This is a genomic window from Pseudoalteromonas sp. ATL1 (assembly GCF_058933015.1).
The window spans coordinates 844,556-862,473 of record NZ_JBZYXL010000001.1 but is presented as its reverse complement, the minus strand read 5'-3'; the positions used below and the strand labels follow the sequence as shown (position 1 = coordinate 862,473).

Annotated in this window: 19 protein-coding genes and 1 riboswitch; of the genes, 7 read left to right on the top strand and 12 right to left on the bottom strand. The window is 44.3% G+C overall.

Features of this window, described 5'->3' with window-relative positions; genetic code table 11:
• Positions 1-5 precede the first annotated feature (5 nt).
• The 3 genes from AC5FX4_RS03710 to ilvG are packed head-to-tail and all read right to left on the bottom strand — an operon-like array spanning position 6 to position 2,857.
• A complete protein-coding gene (locus AC5FX4_RS03710; RefSeq protein ID WP_493605157.1) occupies positions 6-929 on the bottom strand; it encodes a branched-chain amino acid transaminase in 924 nt (307 codons plus the stop codon).
• A 39-nt stretch (positions 930-968) separates the two neighbouring features.
• Complete coding sequence (gene ilvM / locus AC5FX4_RS03705) at positions 969-1,211, bottom strand: acetolactate synthase 2 small subunit (protein ID WP_493605156.1); 243 nt, start codon at positions 1,209-1,211, stop codon at positions 969-971.
• The gene (ilvG, locus tag AC5FX4_RS03700) at positions 1,211-2,857 is read right to left on the bottom strand and encodes an acetolactate synthase 2 catalytic subunit (protein ID WP_493605155.1); all 1,647 of its coding nucleotides are present in this window, start codon (positions 2,855-2,857) and stop codon (positions 1,211-1,213) included. The genes ilvM and ilvG overlap by 1 nt, the downstream gene beginning before the upstream one ends.
• Positions 2,858-3,376: 519 nt before the next feature.
• Between ilvG and AC5FX4_RS03695 the strand changes: the two genes are divergently transcribed.
• The gene (locus AC5FX4_RS03695) at positions 3,377-4,285 is read left to right on the top strand and encodes a TraB/GumN family protein (RefSeq protein WP_493605154.1); all 909 of its coding nucleotides are present in this window, start codon (positions 3,377-3,379) and stop codon (positions 4,283-4,285) included.
• Positions 4,286-4,287: 2 nt separating this feature from the next.
• Here the strand turns inward: AC5FX4_RS03695 and AC5FX4_RS03690 are convergent, their stop codons facing one another.
• Complete coding sequence (locus AC5FX4_RS03690) at positions 4,288-6,036, bottom strand: response regulator (RefSeq protein ID WP_493605153.1); 1,749 nt, start codon at positions 6,034-6,036, stop codon at positions 4,288-4,290.
• A 133-nt stretch (positions 6,037-6,169) separates the two neighbouring features.
• Positions 6,170-6,373, top strand: a riboswitch (Lysine riboswitch).
• Positions 6,374-6,486: 113 nt separating this feature from the next.
• On the opposite strand from AC5FX4_RS03690, the gene dapA reads away from it, so the two are divergent.
• Genes dapA through AC5FX4_RS03670 form a run of 4 tightly spaced genes read left to right on the top strand, consistent with a single transcriptional unit; the run spans position 6,487 to position 10,447 of the window.
• Positions 6,487-7,371, top strand: a complete 885-nt coding sequence (gene dapA / locus AC5FX4_RS03685; protein WP_493605152.1) for a 4-hydroxy-tetrahydrodipicolinate synthase — start codon at positions 6,487-6,489, stop codon at positions 7,369-7,371.
• A gap of 10 nt (positions 7,372-7,381) precedes the next feature.
• Complete coding sequence (locus AC5FX4_RS03680; RefSeq protein WP_493605151.1) at positions 7,382-8,122, top strand: 2,3,4,5-tetrahydropyridine-2,6-dicarboxylate N-succinyltransferase; 741 nt, start codon at positions 7,382-7,384, stop codon at positions 8,120-8,122.
• Positions 8,122-9,327 carry a PLP-dependent decarboxylase gene (locus AC5FX4_RS03675; RefSeq protein ID WP_493605150.1) on the top strand — a complete coding sequence of 402 codons (1,206 nt, stop codon included), beginning with the start codon at positions 8,122-8,124 and terminating at the stop codon, positions 9,325-9,327. The genes AC5FX4_RS03680 and AC5FX4_RS03675 overlap by 1 nt, the downstream gene beginning before the upstream one ends.
• A 7-nt stretch (positions 9,328-9,334) precedes the next feature.
• Entirely contained in the window at positions 9,335-10,447 is a 1,113-nt protein-coding gene (locus AC5FX4_RS03670; protein ID WP_493605149.1) for a succinylglutamate desuccinylase/aspartoacylase family protein, read from the top strand.
• 101 nt (positions 10,448-10,548) lie between these two features.
• On the opposite strand, the gene AC5FX4_RS03665 is transcribed toward AC5FX4_RS03670, so the two are convergent.
• The 7 genes from AC5FX4_RS03665 to AC5FX4_RS03635 all read right to left on the bottom strand — a co-directional run bounded on the left by AC5FX4_RS03665 (position 10,549) and on the right by AC5FX4_RS03635 (position 14,326).
• The gene (locus tag AC5FX4_RS03665) at positions 10,549-11,118 is read right to left on the bottom strand and encodes a hypothetical protein (RefSeq protein ID WP_493605148.1); all 570 of its coding nucleotides are present in this window, start codon (positions 11,116-11,118) and stop codon (positions 10,549-10,551) included.
• Positions 11,119-11,138: 20 nt separating this feature from the next.
• Positions 11,139-11,303 (bottom strand): hypothetical protein, encoded by a 165-nt coding sequence (locus AC5FX4_RS03660; RefSeq protein WP_493605147.1) that lies wholly within the window; start codon positions 11,301-11,303, stop codon positions 11,139-11,141.
• Between the two features lie 405 nt (positions 11,304-11,708).
• A complete protein-coding gene (locus tag AC5FX4_RS03655) occupies positions 11,709-12,299 on the bottom strand; it encodes a hypothetical protein (protein ID WP_493605146.1) in 591 nt (196 codons plus the stop codon).
• Positions 12,300-12,326: 27 nt separating this feature from the next.
• On the bottom strand, positions 12,327-12,902 hold the full coding sequence (locus tag AC5FX4_RS03650; RefSeq protein ID WP_493605145.1) for a hypothetical protein: 576 nt from the start codon (positions 12,900-12,902) through the stop codon (positions 12,327-12,329).
• 27 nt (positions 12,903-12,929) lie between these two features.
• Entirely contained in the window at positions 12,930-13,496 is a 567-nt protein-coding gene (locus tag AC5FX4_RS03645) for a hypothetical protein (RefSeq protein ID WP_493605144.1), read from the bottom strand.
• Between the two features lie 95 nt (positions 13,497-13,591).
• Entirely contained in the window at positions 13,592-14,152 is a 561-nt protein-coding gene (locus AC5FX4_RS03640) for a hypothetical protein (protein WP_493605143.1), read from the bottom strand.
• 12 nt (positions 14,153-14,164) lie between these two features.
• Positions 14,165-14,326 carry a hypothetical protein gene (locus AC5FX4_RS03635; protein ID WP_493605142.1) on the bottom strand — a complete coding sequence of 54 codons (162 nt, stop codon included), beginning with the start codon at positions 14,324-14,326 and terminating at the stop codon, positions 14,165-14,167.
• Positions 14,327-14,724: 398 nt separating this feature from the next.
• Between AC5FX4_RS03635 and AC5FX4_RS03630 the strand changes: the two genes are divergently transcribed.
• Entirely contained in the window at positions 14,725-15,747 is a 1,023-nt protein-coding gene (locus AC5FX4_RS03630; RefSeq protein WP_493605141.1) for a phospholipase A, read from the top strand.
• 50 nt (positions 15,748-15,797) lie between these two features.
• Here AC5FX4_RS03630 and AC5FX4_RS03625 read toward each other — a convergent pair whose 3' ends face one another.
• Positions 15,798-16,919: an FAD-dependent monooxygenase gene (locus AC5FX4_RS03625; protein ID WP_493605140.1), complete on the bottom strand. Its 1,122-nt coding sequence runs from the start codon at positions 16,917-16,919 to the stop codon at positions 15,798-15,800.
• Between the two features lie 103 nt (positions 16,920-17,022).
• Between AC5FX4_RS03625 and AC5FX4_RS03620 the strand changes: the two genes are divergently transcribed.
• On the top strand, positions 17,023-17,913 hold the full coding sequence (locus AC5FX4_RS03620; protein WP_493605139.1) for a LysR family transcriptional regulator: 891 nt from the start codon (positions 17,023-17,025) through the stop codon (positions 17,911-17,913).
• Positions 17,914-17,918: the final 5 nt, after the last annotated feature.

Sequence of the window (17,918 nt, the reverse complement as noted above, 5' to 3'; positions counted from 1 at the left end):
AATTTTTACTCGTTGATATAGTCTAACCAGCCATTGCTGTCTTCGCTTTGGCCTTTAACTAACTCGAAATACGCTTGCTGTAGCTCAGCCGTGATAGGTCCTCGCTTACCTTCACCGATTTGGATCTGGTCAACGCTACGCACCGGTGTAACTTCTGCCGCGGTGCCTGTCATAAAGAACTCATCTGCAAGATACAATGCTTCACGAGCAATCGCTTCTTCACGCACTTCATAACCACGCTCGCGCGCAAGCTTCATGATGGTGTCACGTGTTAAACCAGGTAAAATACAAGCAGTCGTAGGTGGCGTGAATAACACCCCATTTTTGATCACAAATAGGTTTTCGCCTGCACCTTCACTCAAGTAGCCATTGACATCAAGGGCGATACCTTCAACATAACCGTGGCGCTTCGCTTCTGCGGTGATCAGCTGTGATGATAAGTAGTTACCACCCGCTTTCGCGCCTGTAGGCATGGTATTGGGTGCAAGACGCGTCCATGATGAAATACACGCGTCAACACCTGCTTCTAAACTACCATCGCCCAAGTAAGTGCCCCATTCCATCGCTGCAACACTCACATCGGCTTTATGAGACTTAGGGTGTACACCTAAGCCCACATTCCCTAAAAATGCGAAAGGACGTAAGTATGCATTGGTAAAGCCATTGGCTTTTACCGCGTCTTTACATGCTTGCATCAGTTCATCTTCAGTGAATGGGATCTCTATGCGGTAGATTTTCGCTGAGTCATAAAGACGCTTGATGTGATCTTTAAGACGGAAAATAGCCGGACCTTTTGGCGTATCGTATGCGCGGATCCCTTCAAACACAGAGCTACCATAATGTATTGCGTGGCTCAAAATATGGGTTGTTGCTTGCTCATAAGGGATCATCTCGCCGTTATGCCAAATTAATTCCGATGTTTTTGTCATTATGTAATACCTTGATTATTCTTTTCTAAAATAAAATATTTATATTGCCTGTTGCTGTAGTGTGTGCAAATTCACTTGCTGCACCTCTACAAGCTTACTCAGTTGTGACGTTAATAGATAGATGGGTTTATCACTGTCGACCGTCATTTTGACTTGGAACAGCTCATCTTTTCCCTCTAATTCTAAGTGTGTAAGACGAAATCCACGGTGACGAGCCACTCGTAAAAAGCGCTCTACTGCGATGGCTTGGTTTTTTACTGCAACAGTTAATTGGTGTTTCATTAAACTTTCTCCGTCATCATTTCATCATTTGCAGCACCTGGCGGAACCAGAGGCCATACATTTTCTTTATCATCAATACACGCGTGTAGTATGTAAGGCCCTTCACTTGAAACAAGTGCATCGATAGCATCATCCACTTCATTCGCATGCGTGATGGTTTGTCCCGGGATCCCAAAAACGGCTGCTAACGCCACAAAATCTGGGTTGTCGGATAAATTGGTTTCACTGTAGCGGCCCTCAAAAAACAATTGCTGCCACTGACGAACCATGCCCAGACGCTGGTTATCGAGGATCACTATTTTTACGGGTAAGTTATTACGACGAATGGTCGCTAACTCTTGGATATTCATCATAATTGAGCCATCACCAGAGACAGTGATCACCATATCGTCCGGACGCGCAATCTGTGCCCCAATCGCAGCAGGCAAGCCAAAGCCCATGGTGCCTGCACCGCCACTGCTTAGGTGGTTAGACGGATGGGTAAACTTCATGTGTTGCGCCACCCACATTTGGTGCTGACCAACATCGCAGCACACCACCCCCGTATTTGGCATTTTTTGACTTAATTGGTTTAGCAAACGCGGCGCAAATACACGCTCTCCTGGGTAATCATATCGCCACGCATGCTGCTGTTTTAAGTCAGAGATGGTCGCTAGCCACTCACTATCAGTCACAAAACAAGCGAGCTGAGGAATAGACTCTTTTAAATCTGCGATAAGGGACGCTTGAGCGGGTTTGCGTTTACCGACTTCCGCTGGGTCAATGTCTAAGTGGATCACGTCCGCTTTCGAGGCAAACTTCGCTAAATTGCCCGTTACTCGATCATCAAAACGTGCACCGATACACACCAACAAGTCGCACTCTTGCACCGCGATATTGGCAGCTTGACCACCATGCATACCTAGCATGCCTAAGTCATATTGGTACTCGGGTAACACACTGCCAAGTGCTTTGAGTGTCGACACGGCTGGCATTTGAGTTTTTTCTAAAAACTGCATCAGTTGAGCTTGTGCATCGGCGTTTTGCACTCCACCGCCTACATACGCAACAGGTTTTTTCGCTTGCGCCAATAAGGCTTCTGCTTTTTGCACCTCTGTAGGTGACGCTTTAGGTTGCTCTTCTTCAAGCGCCAGCCATGGATGAAATGGTACTTGCGCAAGTTGGATGTCTTTAGGAATATCAACAAGAACAGGGCCTGGGCGACCTGACTGCGCTAAATGCATCGCTTCTTGCAGCACCTCCGCCAAGTCTTCAGCGCGCTCAACCATGTAACTGTGTTTGGTGCATGACAGCGACATGCCCAATACGTCTACTTCTTGAAACGCATCGGAGCCGATAGCCGCGGTGGGTACCTGTCCTGTAATAGCAAGCAATGGCACTGAATCCATCATCGCATCGGCAAGGGCCGTGATCAGGTTGGTTGCACCTGGTCCGGATGTGGCAAAACAAACGCCGAGTTTGCCCGTGCTGCGTGCATACCCGACTGCCGCAAAGCCCGCCCCTTGCTCGTGCCGAGTTAAGTAATGCTTCACTGGCGCTCCATACAAGGCATCGTAAATTGGCATGATCGCGCCACCGGGATAGCCGAATACCTCTTTAACGCCATGTTTGGCTAATAAATCTATTAGTAATTGTGCGCCTGTCATTGTCATCCTCATTGCCACTAGCTTGCTGTAATTAATTAAATTTGATCCTAAAACGAAAAAGCCCCCCGAACTTTTCAGTGCGGGGGGCTTTCTTTGCTAATACTTTTCTTTTAGCACTAACCAGCCCCCGCGGTAATAATAATCACCACGTTGATAATCACGACTAGGATAAGTGCTGTTGTTAGCATGTTTTGTATCACCAAAATAAATTTTTTGTTGCTGGTTAGCGACGACAATGCGCTAACCTGTTCCTTTTTCTATTAGTAACCCGTGGACACTTTTAAGTCAACCATAAAATCTATGCTAAATAAAAGTTTAATAAACCACAAAAGGAATAAAAAAACCCACAAAACAACCATATCAAAATAGAAAATTCAAATCAAAAACTATATGTATAAAAGTTAATGAGTTGAGTCGTATTTACAACAGAGCTAATTTCGTAAAAATGTCTATGAAATTTTTGAGCGTTGCCAAAAACCATGCCTACAATGCGCTAACACAAATAAACTAGGTACACATATGCGCACATTACTCGCTAGATTCAGTGTTTTTTCACTCCTGTGCTTTGCTCTTTTTGCTTGCCAATTAAGCCAAGCGTCACCCGCACTTTTTAAAGTAGAAAAAGATGGACGAACGTCTTATCTGTTCGGCACCGTACATGTTGGCACACCCGACATGCAAGGATTACCAAATCAGGTTTTGAAAGCGATTGAAAGCAGCGATAAGGTCCTTGTAGAAGTGAACATCGCCGCCTTATCTCCTGCAGAGATCCAACAACAATCAGCCCAATATATGTTACTACCAGCAGAGCAAACATTGGCTGGCGCCTTAACTGCAGACAACTACAAAAAGCTCACCAGTTACTTTCAGAAAAAAGGTGTAGACATAAAACTGTTTGCGCGTCATAGCCCGTGGGCTGTGATGATCACCATGCTACAAATTGAATATCAACAGCTCGGGTTTAGTGAACACCAAGGCATAGACAAACAAATACTGGAATATGCTACGCAGCAAAACAAACCAATTCTAGAGCTTGAAACTCTGGCCCAGCAGTTAAGCATATTCAAATCCCTAGAGGCACATAGCAACGCGATGCTTGAGGAAACATTCAAGCATATGAATGACTTAGACACATACTTTGTTGATTTGGTGCAGGCATGGAAACACGGTGACATGAACAAGCTTGCTCAGTACTACAAAATGAGCTTTGACGATTCAAAATACGGACAATTTAGCGAGCAAATCATGTTGATAGCGCGTAATAAGGCGTGGATGAAACAGCTCCCCTCGCTGTTGTCGAAACAATCACTGTTCATTGCTGTAGGCGCATTACACTTGCCTGAAAAACACGGCCTGATCAAACAACTACAACAGGCAGGATTCTCAGTATCTCGAGTAACAAACTCGTACAATCAGACGCCACAATAATTTCAACTCGTATGGGTTTTATCTCTGTGCACAGTCACCCCTAACTTAAGCAGCGCTTGCTTAATAGCAGGCGCAGTGAGGGGTTTTATGATGTAGCCGTCACCACCTAATGCCATTGCTTTGTCTAAGTCTTGCTCTTCGTTATTTGCGGTGACAATGATCACCGTTGTTTGCAACATTAACTGCGTGCGAATTTTTTCTATTGCCTCATAACCATCCATGTACGGCATATTTAAATCCATAAAAATCACATCAAAATTATGCTGTTGCAATATGTCTAACGCGGCTTGGCCGTGTTCAGCATGCTCAACCGTAAACCCGATATCATGCAGTAATTTTTTGATAACAATGGCATTGACCGCATTATCTTCAACCAATAATGCCATTTTGCCTGCCACAGTTATGCTGGCTTCAGGCTTTGCGTTTGCTGCAAACTCAATGGGAATGCTAATGACGACCTGAGCACCACCAGTAGAGTCATTACTCACCTCCATTTGCCCAGACAATGCATTTATAACCAACTGACAACGCGTAAGACCGAGTTGCATCCCTTGGAAGTGGTTATCCTCTTCACTGCCTGAACTGAGCGTTTGCAATATCTCATCTGAAAATCCTTGTCCTTGATCTTTGACAGATACCACCAAGATTGCTTGTTGCGATTCATTATGGATCTGAGCACTCACTTGGATTTCTCCTTGCTCACTAAACTTGATTGCATTATCAACAAGCTGAGACAAAACCCATGCAAAGTGTTGATGATCACATAACACAGCCTGTTCACACCCTTGTGCAATGTGCACGGTCAAGCTTAAGCCCTTTCTATCTGCGACAAGCTGATAGGGGGTGATCACCGTATCAATCGTTGCTGGCAAGTAGGCGACTGTTTGTTCTATTTTGATGTTATCGTTCGACCATTTACTAAAATCATGCATCTCATTGATCAACACATGAAGCTGTTTGGCTGACGCCGCTACTTGCCTAAGCTGTTGCGCTTGTTTCTCTTGTTGATATAGTTCGAGATAACCCAAAATCGCCTGTAAAGGCGTTCTCAATTCATGACTCGCTCGCGCTAAAAAGCGTGATTTAACATTCAGTGCTAGCTGAGTTTGTTGCTTTTGCTCTTTGAGTTCATCAATTCCTTGACGCACCATCGCTTCCATCGGTTTAAAAATAAATTTAACCTCAAAAATCAACAGCAAAATAGCCACGATCCAAATCGATAACTCAACATAACGTAATACAGCGATTCGCTCATTCGCCTGTTGTTCAAACAATTTGACGGCACCATCCAGATCTGGCAAAAGCTGCTGAGATTGCGTATATAACACACCCAATTGTGCCGTGTTATCAAGTTGCCATGCTCGAATATGACGAACAAATTGTCTACTGCGTTCATCCAAACTAATAGGGGAAGAAAAATACAAATCAGAGAGAGGTTTCGATGCGTGAGTAGTAATGTTTGATACTAGAAATTGATGGTTTTTCTCAAATCTATCTATCACTTTATTTAGCTGCTTGCCGGCATCTTCTCGCGTTTGATTATCGGTATCTGTATGAGCTAAGAATTGTGCGTGCAACAACGCTTTTTGCGACAGCATCCGTTGCATGCCCGCAATGTTAATAACCTCGGCATCATCTTGTTTATTAAACAATAAATACTGCATAAACCCAGTTGCCAAGGTCACTAGTAACGCTAACGCTGTTACCGCCAAAATATAACGAAAGCGGATCCCTCTGATCAGTTTAGACATAGCATCTCAAGAAATTTTTTTGCTCCCACCAGTGTAGTTCAAAATACGACAATTGCACTTGACACCTAGACGGCTAAAGTGTTTCAATGCGCGCTCACCCTATTTTTGAAACTAAGCCCTAAAGGCTTAGTTGAGGGCTGGAAGAGGTGCGTTATTCAGGTAATTGTGTTGAGGAGAGCAAACTCCAATGACACACAATGAGGGGAATTAACGCCGAGAAGTTGGCTGCATTTGCGTTGCGTTAACTTCGGGCGACTGGGCTGAATCCCAGCGACTGTCACCAATTGTTTTGTGCTAAACACAAAACAACTCAGTTTGGTGGAGAGCTTCTGGTCTTAGAATAATAAGGCCTGTTGCCTTATCATTTTTAAGTCCATTGCTCTTCGAATTTTAACTGTTCGAAGTTTGGACACCCGCCTAAACTCCGAACAAGATATAAGTTCGGTAGAGATGAATTCACAATTCGATTTATCCAATTATCCGTTATGGACGGCTTTGGTTACGCCTTTCGATGTACATAACCAAGTTGACTACAATACGCTTAAAGCACTCGTTGCTGAGCAGCAAAGCGCCAACAATGGCCTATTAATTTTAGGTAGCACTGGTGAAGGATTGGCCCTAGGTCAAGCCGAACAGCGCGCCATTGTTGAGTTCGTTTGTGACCTTGCGCCATCAGTGCCTATCATGGTCGCCGTCGGTGGTTTTAACCTCGCTGAGCAACTCGAGTGGTTGGCATTTTGTGACAGCTTACCTGTTGATGCCTACTTACTTGGCTCTCCGCTGTATGCCAAACCCGGTGTGGTCGGACAAACGCAGTGGTTTGATGCATTGCTTGGCGCAACAGACCGCCCTTGCATGATTTACAACGTGCCCGGACGCAGTGCTGTTGCGATCAGCCCTCAAGTACTCGACAACCTAAAACATCACAGCAACCTTTGGGCGGTCAAAGAGGCCAGTGGCGATATTGCCACCTTTGAAGCATTTCGCAGAGCCGCACCGAATGTGGCCATTTTCAGCGGCGACGACGCACTAATGCCCTACTTTGCCCAAGCAGGTGCCGCTGGGTTAGTGTCGGTGGCTGCCAATGCTTGGCCTGAGCAAACCGCTGAATTTGTGCGCCGCTCTTTGGCAGGTACATTCCCCAACTTATTTACTACCTGGACGGACGCAGTGAACACCTTGTTTGCCGTCGCCAATCCTATTCCCGTCAAAGTACTCATGCATGAACAAGGTAAGTTGGCCACGCCAAACCTGCGCCCACCTTTGACGCACCTTGAGCTGCCTTGCAGCCAAGCACTTAACAACGCAAACGAATCAATTTTATCTTGGAATTAAGGCAATCATTATGAGCTGGTTAGAACTACTAAATAATTTAGAAAACGGCACTGTTCGTGCTGCAACGCAAGACGAAAACGGCAATTGGCATGCCAACGTAGAAGTAAAGCAAGGTATTTTAGAAGCCTTCAAAAATGGCACCAATACCGAGTTTCCGGGCGGCTTTGTTGATAAGCACAACTTAGCACCACAAGGCTTTGCCGCTGATGCCGGTGTACGTATGGTACCGGGTGGCTCTAGTGTTCGCCGTGGCGCGCATGTTGCTTCTGGCACCATCATCATGCCACCAGCTTACGTCAACATTGGCGCATTTATCGATGAAGGCACCATGGTAGATAGCCATGCGTTAGTCGGTTCGTGCGCACAGGTAGGCAAAAATGTACATTTAAGTGCGGCTGTTCAACTCGGTGGTGTATTAGAGCCCATTGGTGCAAGCCCTGTTGTGATTGAAGACGATGCGTTTATTGGCGCTGGCTGTGTGATTGTTGAAGGGGTAGTCGTTAAAAAAGGCGCTGTATTGGCACCGGGCGTACGCTTGTCTGCCACCATTCCGGTTTATGACTGTGTAAACGAACGTGTATTAGACAAAGGTGAACCCATTCCGCAAAACGCCATTGTGATCCCGGGTTCTCGTCCATCATCTAGCGCATGGGGTCGCGAGCAAGGCTTGAGCATGTCGTGTGCGCTGATCGTTAAATACCGCGATGAAAAAAGCGATGCGTCATTAGAGTTGGAAGAGGTATTACGCTAATGCCCTTTTTGAGCACCGCACATCGTCAGGTGATTGAAACCATCACCCAAACCGAGCAAACACCGTTTTTTGTTTACGACTTAGACGCGCTACTAGCGCACCTTAAGCCACTCACCGAGCAATCGGTGGTCAAGTTATGGTACGCAGTAAAAGCCAATCCACTGTCGAAAATTATACAAACGCTGGATAAAGCTGGGTTTGATTTTGACGTAGCAAGTTCTGGAGAGCTCAACCAAGTGTTGGCTCAAGGTGTTTGCCCCTCGCGCGTGCTCAACACGGGGCCTGCCAAATCAAAAAGGCAGATCCAGCACTTTTTGTCACAAGGTGTTCGCACCTTTGTGGCAGAAAGTCACAATCAAGTGGCTTGGCTTAATCAAGCCGCCACAGAACACAATGTACAACTGCGCGTATTACTGCGCGTGCAGCTACGCTGGCCCGAGGGAGAGAAAAACCCACTGGGCGGCGATAGCTTAACGCCGTTTGGGCTCGGCACTGAACAATGGCAAGCTTTGGATATTACCTCGTTCGAAGCGCTTGATTTTGCCGGCCTGCATATTTTCCAGTGGGGCAATATGCTCAGCACAGAGAAGCTGGCTTCATTGTGGTCGCAAATGGTGCCACCACTTAAACAACTGGCACACGACCTTGGTTTTGCGTTACGCATTTTAGATTTAGGCGGCGGCTTAGGCATTCCATACAGCAACGCCGACAACTCACTTTCATGGTCACATTTAGTCGATGCGCTGGCGACCATTAAAGCGTCATCGGGCGTTGAAGAATTATGGATGGAGCTGGGCCGCTATGCGGTAGGCGAATGCGGTCACTATGTGAATCCTGTCATAGAACAAAAACAAAACTACGGCGAACATCAACTGATTGTGGCTGGCGGTATTAACCACGTTCTGCGCCCCGCTGTGACCAGTCAGGCTTTTCCATGCACCTTATTACGCGAGTCAAACGCCAGTGCGAGAAGCTATCTGATCCATGGGCCTTTGTGTACCGCGCTCGATCACTTAGGCCGTCACACTTTGCCAAGTGACATCAATGAACATGACTGGCTGGTGTTCAGTCAATGTGGCGCTTACGGCTTTACCGAAAGCATGCCGTACTTTTTATGCCATGAGCTGCCAGCGGAATATGTGCTTGAACAAGGCCAAGTGCAGTGTGTAAGGCACGCGCAAACTGCCGATACGTATTTGAGGTAATAAAGCGATGAACCCAATTAGCCAAGAAAATATTCAAGTGGGTGAAATTGCCAATGGCTTACCACTAACCATTCCGGTTTACCGAATGACGGGCAATGGCAGCGGCCCAAAGGTGTATATTCAAGCCAATATGCATGGCGCTGAAGTACAAGGCAATGCCGTTATTTACCAATTGCTTGAGCAACTAAAACAGCAAACCTTAGCCAGTGACATTACCCTAGTGCCGTATGCCAACCCCATCGGCTGCAATCAAAAATCAGGGGAATTCACCCTAGGCCGCTTCGACCCAATCACGGGCACCAACTGGAATCGCATGTACCATAACCACACCAAGTTGGTTGATGAATTTGTTGCCACACACTTGGATAGCTCACTGGATGAGATCAAACAGGCATTCAAAACCCTGTTGGTAGAGCAAACCCAAGCAATTTTAGATGGCCCTGCATACAGCATCAACACAGGCAAGCGTATTGCTCTTAACTTACAGCGCTTGGCCCATGAAGCGGATATTGTGCTAGACCTGCACACCGGGCCTATTTCTGCCAAGCATCTGTATTGTCCAGAGTATGCCAAACCAAGCGCCCGCTATTTTGATATCGAACATGTGCTGTTGATCCCCAATGAGTTTGGCGGCGCATTAGATGAAGCCAGCTTTTGCCCTTGGTGGTCACTCAGTGAAGCATTTAAACAACATGGTCGTGAAGTGCCCGTATTAGTCGAAGCCTTTACTGTAGAGCTTGGCTCTCAAGAAAAAATCGACTTGGCGGAAGCAAACAATGATGCCAGCAGCATTCTAAGTTACCTGACCTACAAAGAGGCTTTGCTGCACTCACCTTTCCAACCCAAAGACATGGCGCGCTATGGCTGCATGCTTGATGACTATGTTGCATTTTATGCCCCCATGGGGGGGATGGTGGAGTACAAGGCTGAACTAGGTGGGCATATTAAAGCGGGTGATACCATCGCCCATATTTTACGCATGGAACGTTATTTGTCCGAGCAGCCTCTACAGGCTATTCAGTTTGACAAAGACGCCATTGCCATCTTGCACTTTGCCTCGGCGTCGGTGAATCAAGGCACAGAACTCTATAAGTTTTTTACCAACTACTTTGAACTCTAGTTGGCTCCCAGTTATTGCGTGAGAGTAAGCGGGCTTTGGCAAGCTTACTAAGGTATGGCGGCATCCGCCGCCAGCCTTTTTCGCATCCTGTTTTGTTAACCTCATTTCTTCACGAATTGTGCGTGCAACTGAGCTAAAGCACGCGCCGCGTGCCGCACAGGATACTGCGACATCGCAATCACTGAGATAATATTCGACACCCACACGCCTGTAGAGTGCACAAAATTCAAGTGATGATAGTCAAAATACCCTCGGGCGATGAGCTGCATGAACAGCAGCGCCATATACAGCATGGTCATATACATCACGATGCGTGTTGTTTTTGAAAATAGGCAACCACGCAGTCGATGCAGACAAAATAACGCCACTAAAAAGACAAACTGTGCCACCATCAAGCCGGTGTAAAACAGCTGGATTCTGCTCACTTGTTCAAAGCTAGCACTGAGTAAATAATCTTCTACTTCAATGCCAAACACATAAAACCCAGTAAATGTGATTAAGGTCATAAAACACGAATGCATTTCATGCTGCGCCATCGAGCCCAATGTCCCAAAACGCGAATAAAACAATGACCATTTATAACGAGGAAACTGAGCGACCAAAAACCAAACTACCAGCAGGCCTAAGTAAACCATTAAAAAGTCACTGATTTGTAATAAAAGTTCATTCATTTATAGGCCTTTTGGATGAATTACATCAACGCGCGCTCACGACGCTCAGCAAAGTATTTTAGGGTTTGACGTATGGGGTAGCTGGATAGCGCTGAGACCATCATCAGATTACACATCCAACCACCTATGGTGTAGACCATATTCAGTTGATGATAGTCAAGATACCCTCTTGCTATTAACTGCATCAACAATAGAGCCATAAAAACAACTGTTGTATAAAAGTACATTCTTGACGCTCTTGAAAACAAGCAGCACCGCATTCGGTGCAGAATGAATAAAGCAACTAACCATAGAAACTGAAAAATTATTAAGCCAGTGTAAAAAACTTGAATGCGGGTAATATGCTTAAATTCAACGACAAGTAGATACCTTTCAATTTCACTAGAAACCAAGTGAGATGCAGTAAACAAGATGGTAGCCATAAAATTTGAGTGCATTTCATGTAGCTCTAGCGTATTAATCGAACGACCTGAGGCAAAAAACAAATACCACTTATTGTTGTGGAAAAAGAGCAATTACAAACCAAAGCACGAGTATCAATTCATATCCTTTTAAAATCCATCCCAACTGATATAAAAAATCATTCATTCTTATATGCCTTTTAAGTGACTCACCTCGACGCGCGCACGGCGCTCAGCAATGTACTTGAGGGTTTGGCGGATGGGGTAGATGGATAGCGCTGCAATCGCGATAGTATTAGCGGTAACACCACCCACTCTATAAATATTTATCAGCTTGTGATAATCAAAATATCCACTGCTAATCAATAGCATAAACATAAAGGACATATTGACTAACGCCATATAGAGACATATCCGCGCTGTTTTTGAGATAAGGCAACCACGTAGCCGATGTACAGTATATAGTGCTAACATATACACAAACATATGCAGCATCACACCCACATAAAAAACCTTTATGTGCATCGAATACTCTATTTTGTAGGCAATAAGGTACGCCTCCACTTCTCCACCTAGTATATGAAAAACAACAACTAATGATGTCATAAAACAAGAATGCATCTCATGGTGTTGCATTGATTTAAGCTGTCTGTGGTGAGCATAAAATAGCGACCATTTGTGTTTAGGGAATTGAGTGACCAAAAACCACAATACGATGACGAGTTCAAAGTAGTTGTGTATCCACCCCAAATGATGCATCAGTTCATTAATGGCACTCATCGTTTTTTATACCTATTAAGCGACAACTTATTCACAAGCTCGCTCACGACGCTCAGCAAAGTATTTTAGGGTTTGACGAATGGGGTAGATGGATAGCGCTAAAACAGCAAGCGTGTTAACAGTGAAACCACCCACTTTATAAAAAATTTTAAGCTCGTGATAATCAAAATAGCCTCTAGCGATTAACTGCATAAAGAGAAGGCCCATAAAAATAAGGAGCATATACATCACTATACGTGTAGCTTTTGAGAACAAACATCCTTTTAAGCGATGAACAATATAAAGTGTCAGTATATAGATAAAATCATATATCATGAGACCAACGTAAAAAATTTTTATATGCATAACGTGCTCTATGTCATATGCAAGTAAAAACAACTCGACTTCCCTACTCAGCATATGGAAAAAGCAACCAATGACAATGGTAATAAAACAAGAATGCATTTCATGTTGTTGCATTGAGTTTAGCTGCTGATGGTGGGCGGTAAATAGCGACCATTGATGCTTAGGAAACTGGGTAATAAGGAACCAAGCAATGATAGCTAACTCAAAGTAATGATGTATCCAAGCTAAACGATGCATAAATTCATTAATTGCACTCATTGGTATGAGCACCTATACCAAGGTAAATTACTCATATGACCGTTCTTTACGCTCAGCAAAGTACTTCAAGGTTTGGCGAGCTGGATAGATAGAGACGCCTATTACGGCAATTAAAACACATGTCCATATACTCATAGAATAAAGTACCCTGAGTTCGTGATAATCAAAATAAACTCTTGATATGTATCGAAGCATAAAAATGGACATCATCAAAAGCGTTATATACATAAGTAAGCGAGCAGACCTTGAAAAGTAGCATTGAGAAAGCCGATGAAGTACAAATAAAGTAACAATTGCAACGAAATTGTAAGCGATCAACCCTATATAAAATATCTTAATCTGGTTAATTTTAGCAAAGCTCAAATTGAGTAAGTACTGTTCTGCCTCTAAAGCAGAAACTCGAAACAAAATAAAGCAAAGAACTGTAATAAAGCAAGAGTAAGCTTCATGTGACTGCATTGAGTTTAAATGTTTTTTTGGATAAATAAGAAAACCCCAGCCATAACTTTTGGGTAAAAAGATAATAAACCACAATAGAATAATGGCCAAAAAACCATTAATCATCATTGAAAATTGATAAGCAAATTCATTCAACTTAACATATTCCCTTAAGATATTTTTCTATTCATCCAAACAAAAAATGACCAAACTAATAAGGTCATTTTATTCGACATTATATGTTCTGTTTTTTAAGAAGCCATTGCTCGCTTTTCTTTGAAATAAGCTTTGATAGAACGAACTGGATATGTGGCTAAGGCGGCGATGGCAATTAAGTTACAAATCCATCCTCCAACTCTATACACCGGGGTTAAGTCATGATAATCGTAATAGCCTCTGGCTGTAAGCTCCATGAACAAGAAAAACATATACCCTATTGAAGTATAAGCACAAATGCGCGCTGTAGGAGAAAAAGAACATCCCCTAACCAAGTGCAAGCAGAACAGGGTCAAAATGAAGGCGAACTTGACAATAATTATGCTCGTATAAAATAGCTGAATTTTTTCTATTTTATCCATTTCAAGAATTAATAAATATTGCTCAGTTTCGGAGCCTATTAGGTGAAAAACTAAAAAGCAAAAAGCAGCTAAAAAGCATGAATGAAGTTCATGGTGTTGGACTGATGCTAAATCTTTTCGTCCCCCAAAGAAAAGTTTCCACCTCATCTGAGAAAACTTTTTTAACCAGAATAATACTATTAAGAGCTCTATACTTCTAAACACCCATCCCAAGTTATATAAAATTTCATTCATGCTCAGTCCTTTTTACCCTTTACAGATATTCAAAGTTGGCCAATACAGATACCCTTGCCTCATTTGCTGAGGAGACACTGTATCACCACTCCCACCACCCACTTGCTGCACGTGTTCTTTTGATAATGTTTTTAGTTTCTTTGCTTTTAAATTTAGTTTGATTGAGGTTTTCATAGTCCAGTCCTGAATATGTGCATACATCCCTCATCGAAGCGCGTCAATGTTAACCTTTAGTATACAAATTAACAACAACACTAATGGGTTATTTTCGCACAACCGATTGGTTTGTATGAATTAATTTATAATTTCAACCCTGTGGCTAGATAAAACAGCGCACAGTCAAGGTTATGTTACTGTCTTGAAATGCGTTCAACAAATAAAATCTTTAAGACTATGGTTGCAGTCATAGGGGTATTTTTGCTACCTAGGTATGACAGCGCTGACAGTTTACTGTTACTTTACCTACATTCACTAATGATTTGGGGGTAAACAAGCTATCACCCACTCGGTTCACCGCGCTTTCATTTAAAACATGTATAATGGGTATACAAATCGCTATAAAACAAACCATTATGACACGTTACTCTGCCCTTTATTATTTTTTACTGGCCGCAATCAGCCTACCTACTTTAGCCAATGAACCCACCGAGGTGGATGAAATTGATTTGATAAAGCAATGCATATTAAATGAAGTGCTATCGGGTGATAAAAATCAAACCGTAGAGCAACTGAGACAACACTGTACCAAGCTACATGAAGACAAGCTCAGCTCGCTAGACAAGCGTATGGCGCGAGAGCGCTTTACCCAGCAAAACCGCAATGTGATCACCCCGCATCACCGCAACTATATTTTGCCCGTCTCTTACATTACCAACCCGAACAATCGCCCTTTTAGCGGCTTGCGCGCCATTGACGAGTCGCAAGGTGAGCCGTTAGACAACTTTGAGGTGAAATATCAGCTGTCATTAAAAGTGCCTGTTTATACTGGTTTTTCCGACCCTGATCAGGCCATTTATATGGGTTTTACGCTGCAATCGTTTTGGCAGTTTTATAACAAAGATATTTCTTCGCCGTTTCGTGAAACCAACTATGAACCAGAGCTTTTTTGGATCAACTTTTTAGATGACGACAACGTGTTATGGGGCGATGAAATGGCCTTCGCGCTCGGTTTTAGCCATCAATCGAATGGCCGCAGCCAGCCTAACTCGCGCTCTTGGAACCGCATTTACGCCAACTTTATTTGGGAAAATCGCGGCTTTGTATTCAGCTTTAAGCCTTGGTATCGCCTCCCTGAAGATAAAAAAGAAGACTTACTCGCCGCCAAAGGTGATGACAACCCAGATATCTATAAATATATGGGTTATTTTGAGTTCAGTGGTGTATATCGCCACGAAGAACATGAGTTTGGTTTTATGACTCGCAACAACCTCAACAGCGATAACAAAGGCGCGATTCAACTTGATTGGTCATTCCCCATTTGGGGCAGATTGCGCGGTTACGCCCAGTACTTTAACGGTTATGGCGAAAGCATGATTGACTACAATGCGCATATTCAGCGCTTTGGGGTGGGTATTTTGTTAACCGATATTCTGTAGTCACACCAAGCGGTGAAGCGCCAGTGCCTTCACCGCTTTGCTTTATGTGTCTAGCCTTTTACTTCTAGCCCTTGCATCCAAAAATCATTCAGTTGGCTGAGCGAGGCATTCGATACAGCAACGGGGTGATTTTGTTCGCTATGAAAAATATGCTCAGCCAGTTGCCTGCCTATACGCTGCGTAGCCGTTGTTTTGTTGATTCTTAACTGATAAAACGCCTGCAATTGCTGTTCAAGTGTACCCGGCATACTTAACAACCGCGCTAAATGCCACGCATCTTCCAATGCCTGACACGCCCCTTGACCCGAGGTGGGTAAAGGCCCATGGGCTGCATCGCCTATCATTACTAAATTACCTTGGTGCCAATAGGGTAATGGCTCTACATCGTGAACAAAAATAGGCTTAAGCGATTGCGGATGGTAATTACGCAACACATGCCGTACAGGCTCAGCCCAATGTGCAAAACGCTGCTGCATTTCATCAAACCAACTGGACTCATCACGCGTTTTATCCATTGCGGTTTGCCATCCTGCGGCAAAATAACACACGCCAGATTGCACTGGCACAATACCAAAGCGCATGTGTTTGGCTCGGTGATCAGCAATGGTATGAGTCATGTCATTACCCATGTAATCACTGATCCCAATAATATTAATAAAGCGCTGATAACGCATCGCCTGCACATTTGGGTGTAACAGCGCTCTGGCGGATGACGCCATTCTGCCATCCGCCCCCACGACTAAATCGTACTCATGCCGCAACGATTTAATCGCTTGTGTAGATATCGCGTGGTTAAATTGCGGCTGAATACCTAATTGCCCAAGCCTTTGCGCCAATATGTGCGCCAGCTCACGGCGTAAAATACTCACACAAGGATAGCCACTGATATGCGCCAATTGAGATAAATCCAGCGTCCCTAGCACCTGACCTTGACTGTCGCACTGCTTGAGCTGCAAAGGTTGCCCACCCAAACGGGTCACGCCATTAGCAAGATCCATTTTATCCAGTACCCACATGGCATTGGGCCATAGCGTCACCCCAGCGCCCAGCACTGAAACTTGCCTGTGCCGTTCAAATAACGTCACTGCCATGCCACGCTGTTTGGCGAAAATGGCCAATGCCATCCCGGCAATACCCGCGCCAACAATCGCAATACGAGCTCCCTTTTTCATAACCACTCCTACAACAAATTAATAGGTGGCCATTGTGACAAAGCCAATTTATGAGATAAATTAGGGGATATTGCGTTATTAATCCCATATTTTGGCTAAATAGATGATTGAGAAAGTGGAACTGCCTTGGCTGCTGAGCTTTTTAGCGGTGTATGACAAACTGAGTTTTAAGCAGGCCGCCAACCATTTACAGCTACCCAGCTCGAATGTGAGCCGCCATGTTGCCCTACTAGAACAACAGTTAGCAGTCAGGTTGTTCGAACGGACCACACGCAAGATGGTTGCCACCGAGGCTGGCACACGCTTGCATGAAACACTCGCTCCATTGCTACAAACACTCAACGACAACCTCAATTTGGTCTCACACCAAGGGCAAACGCTATCTGGACTTTTAAAAGTCATCATACCCGACTTACCATTTTTGGCGCAATGTGTTGCAGATTTTTGCGCTCAGCACCCGTTGTTAGAGCTGCGTTGTGATACACAACTTGTGCCTGCACAAGGGTTAATGGATGGGTTTGATCTGGTACTCAGTTTTGCGCGCGGTGCTTTGCCCGACTCTAACTGGGTTGCTAAAGAACTCGTCCGATGGCCAAGTGTGGTGGTGGCATCTCCTGCGCTTTTAGCTAAGCACTCTGCGCCTCAGGATCTGACAACGCTTAGCCAAAGCCCATGCATTACCACGCTCACTGCGCTACAAGGTATGCCTTGGAAATTTAAACAAAATAATACGGTGAATGTACGTTCAAGCTTTAAAGTGAACAGTGGTCATATGGCAAAGGCCGCCGCACTGCGCGGTTTAGGGTTTGCCATTTTACCCTTACATGCCTGTCAAACTGAGCTAAAAAATGGCCAATTACGGCGTATCTACTTAGAACAAGAACCAGAAGATTTAGTACTTTACGCCTACTACTCGGGTAGACACTACCCACAATTTAAAGTGCAAGCCTTCATTACTCACCTCTGTGAGCAGTTTGCAAAAAATGCTCTATAAACAAA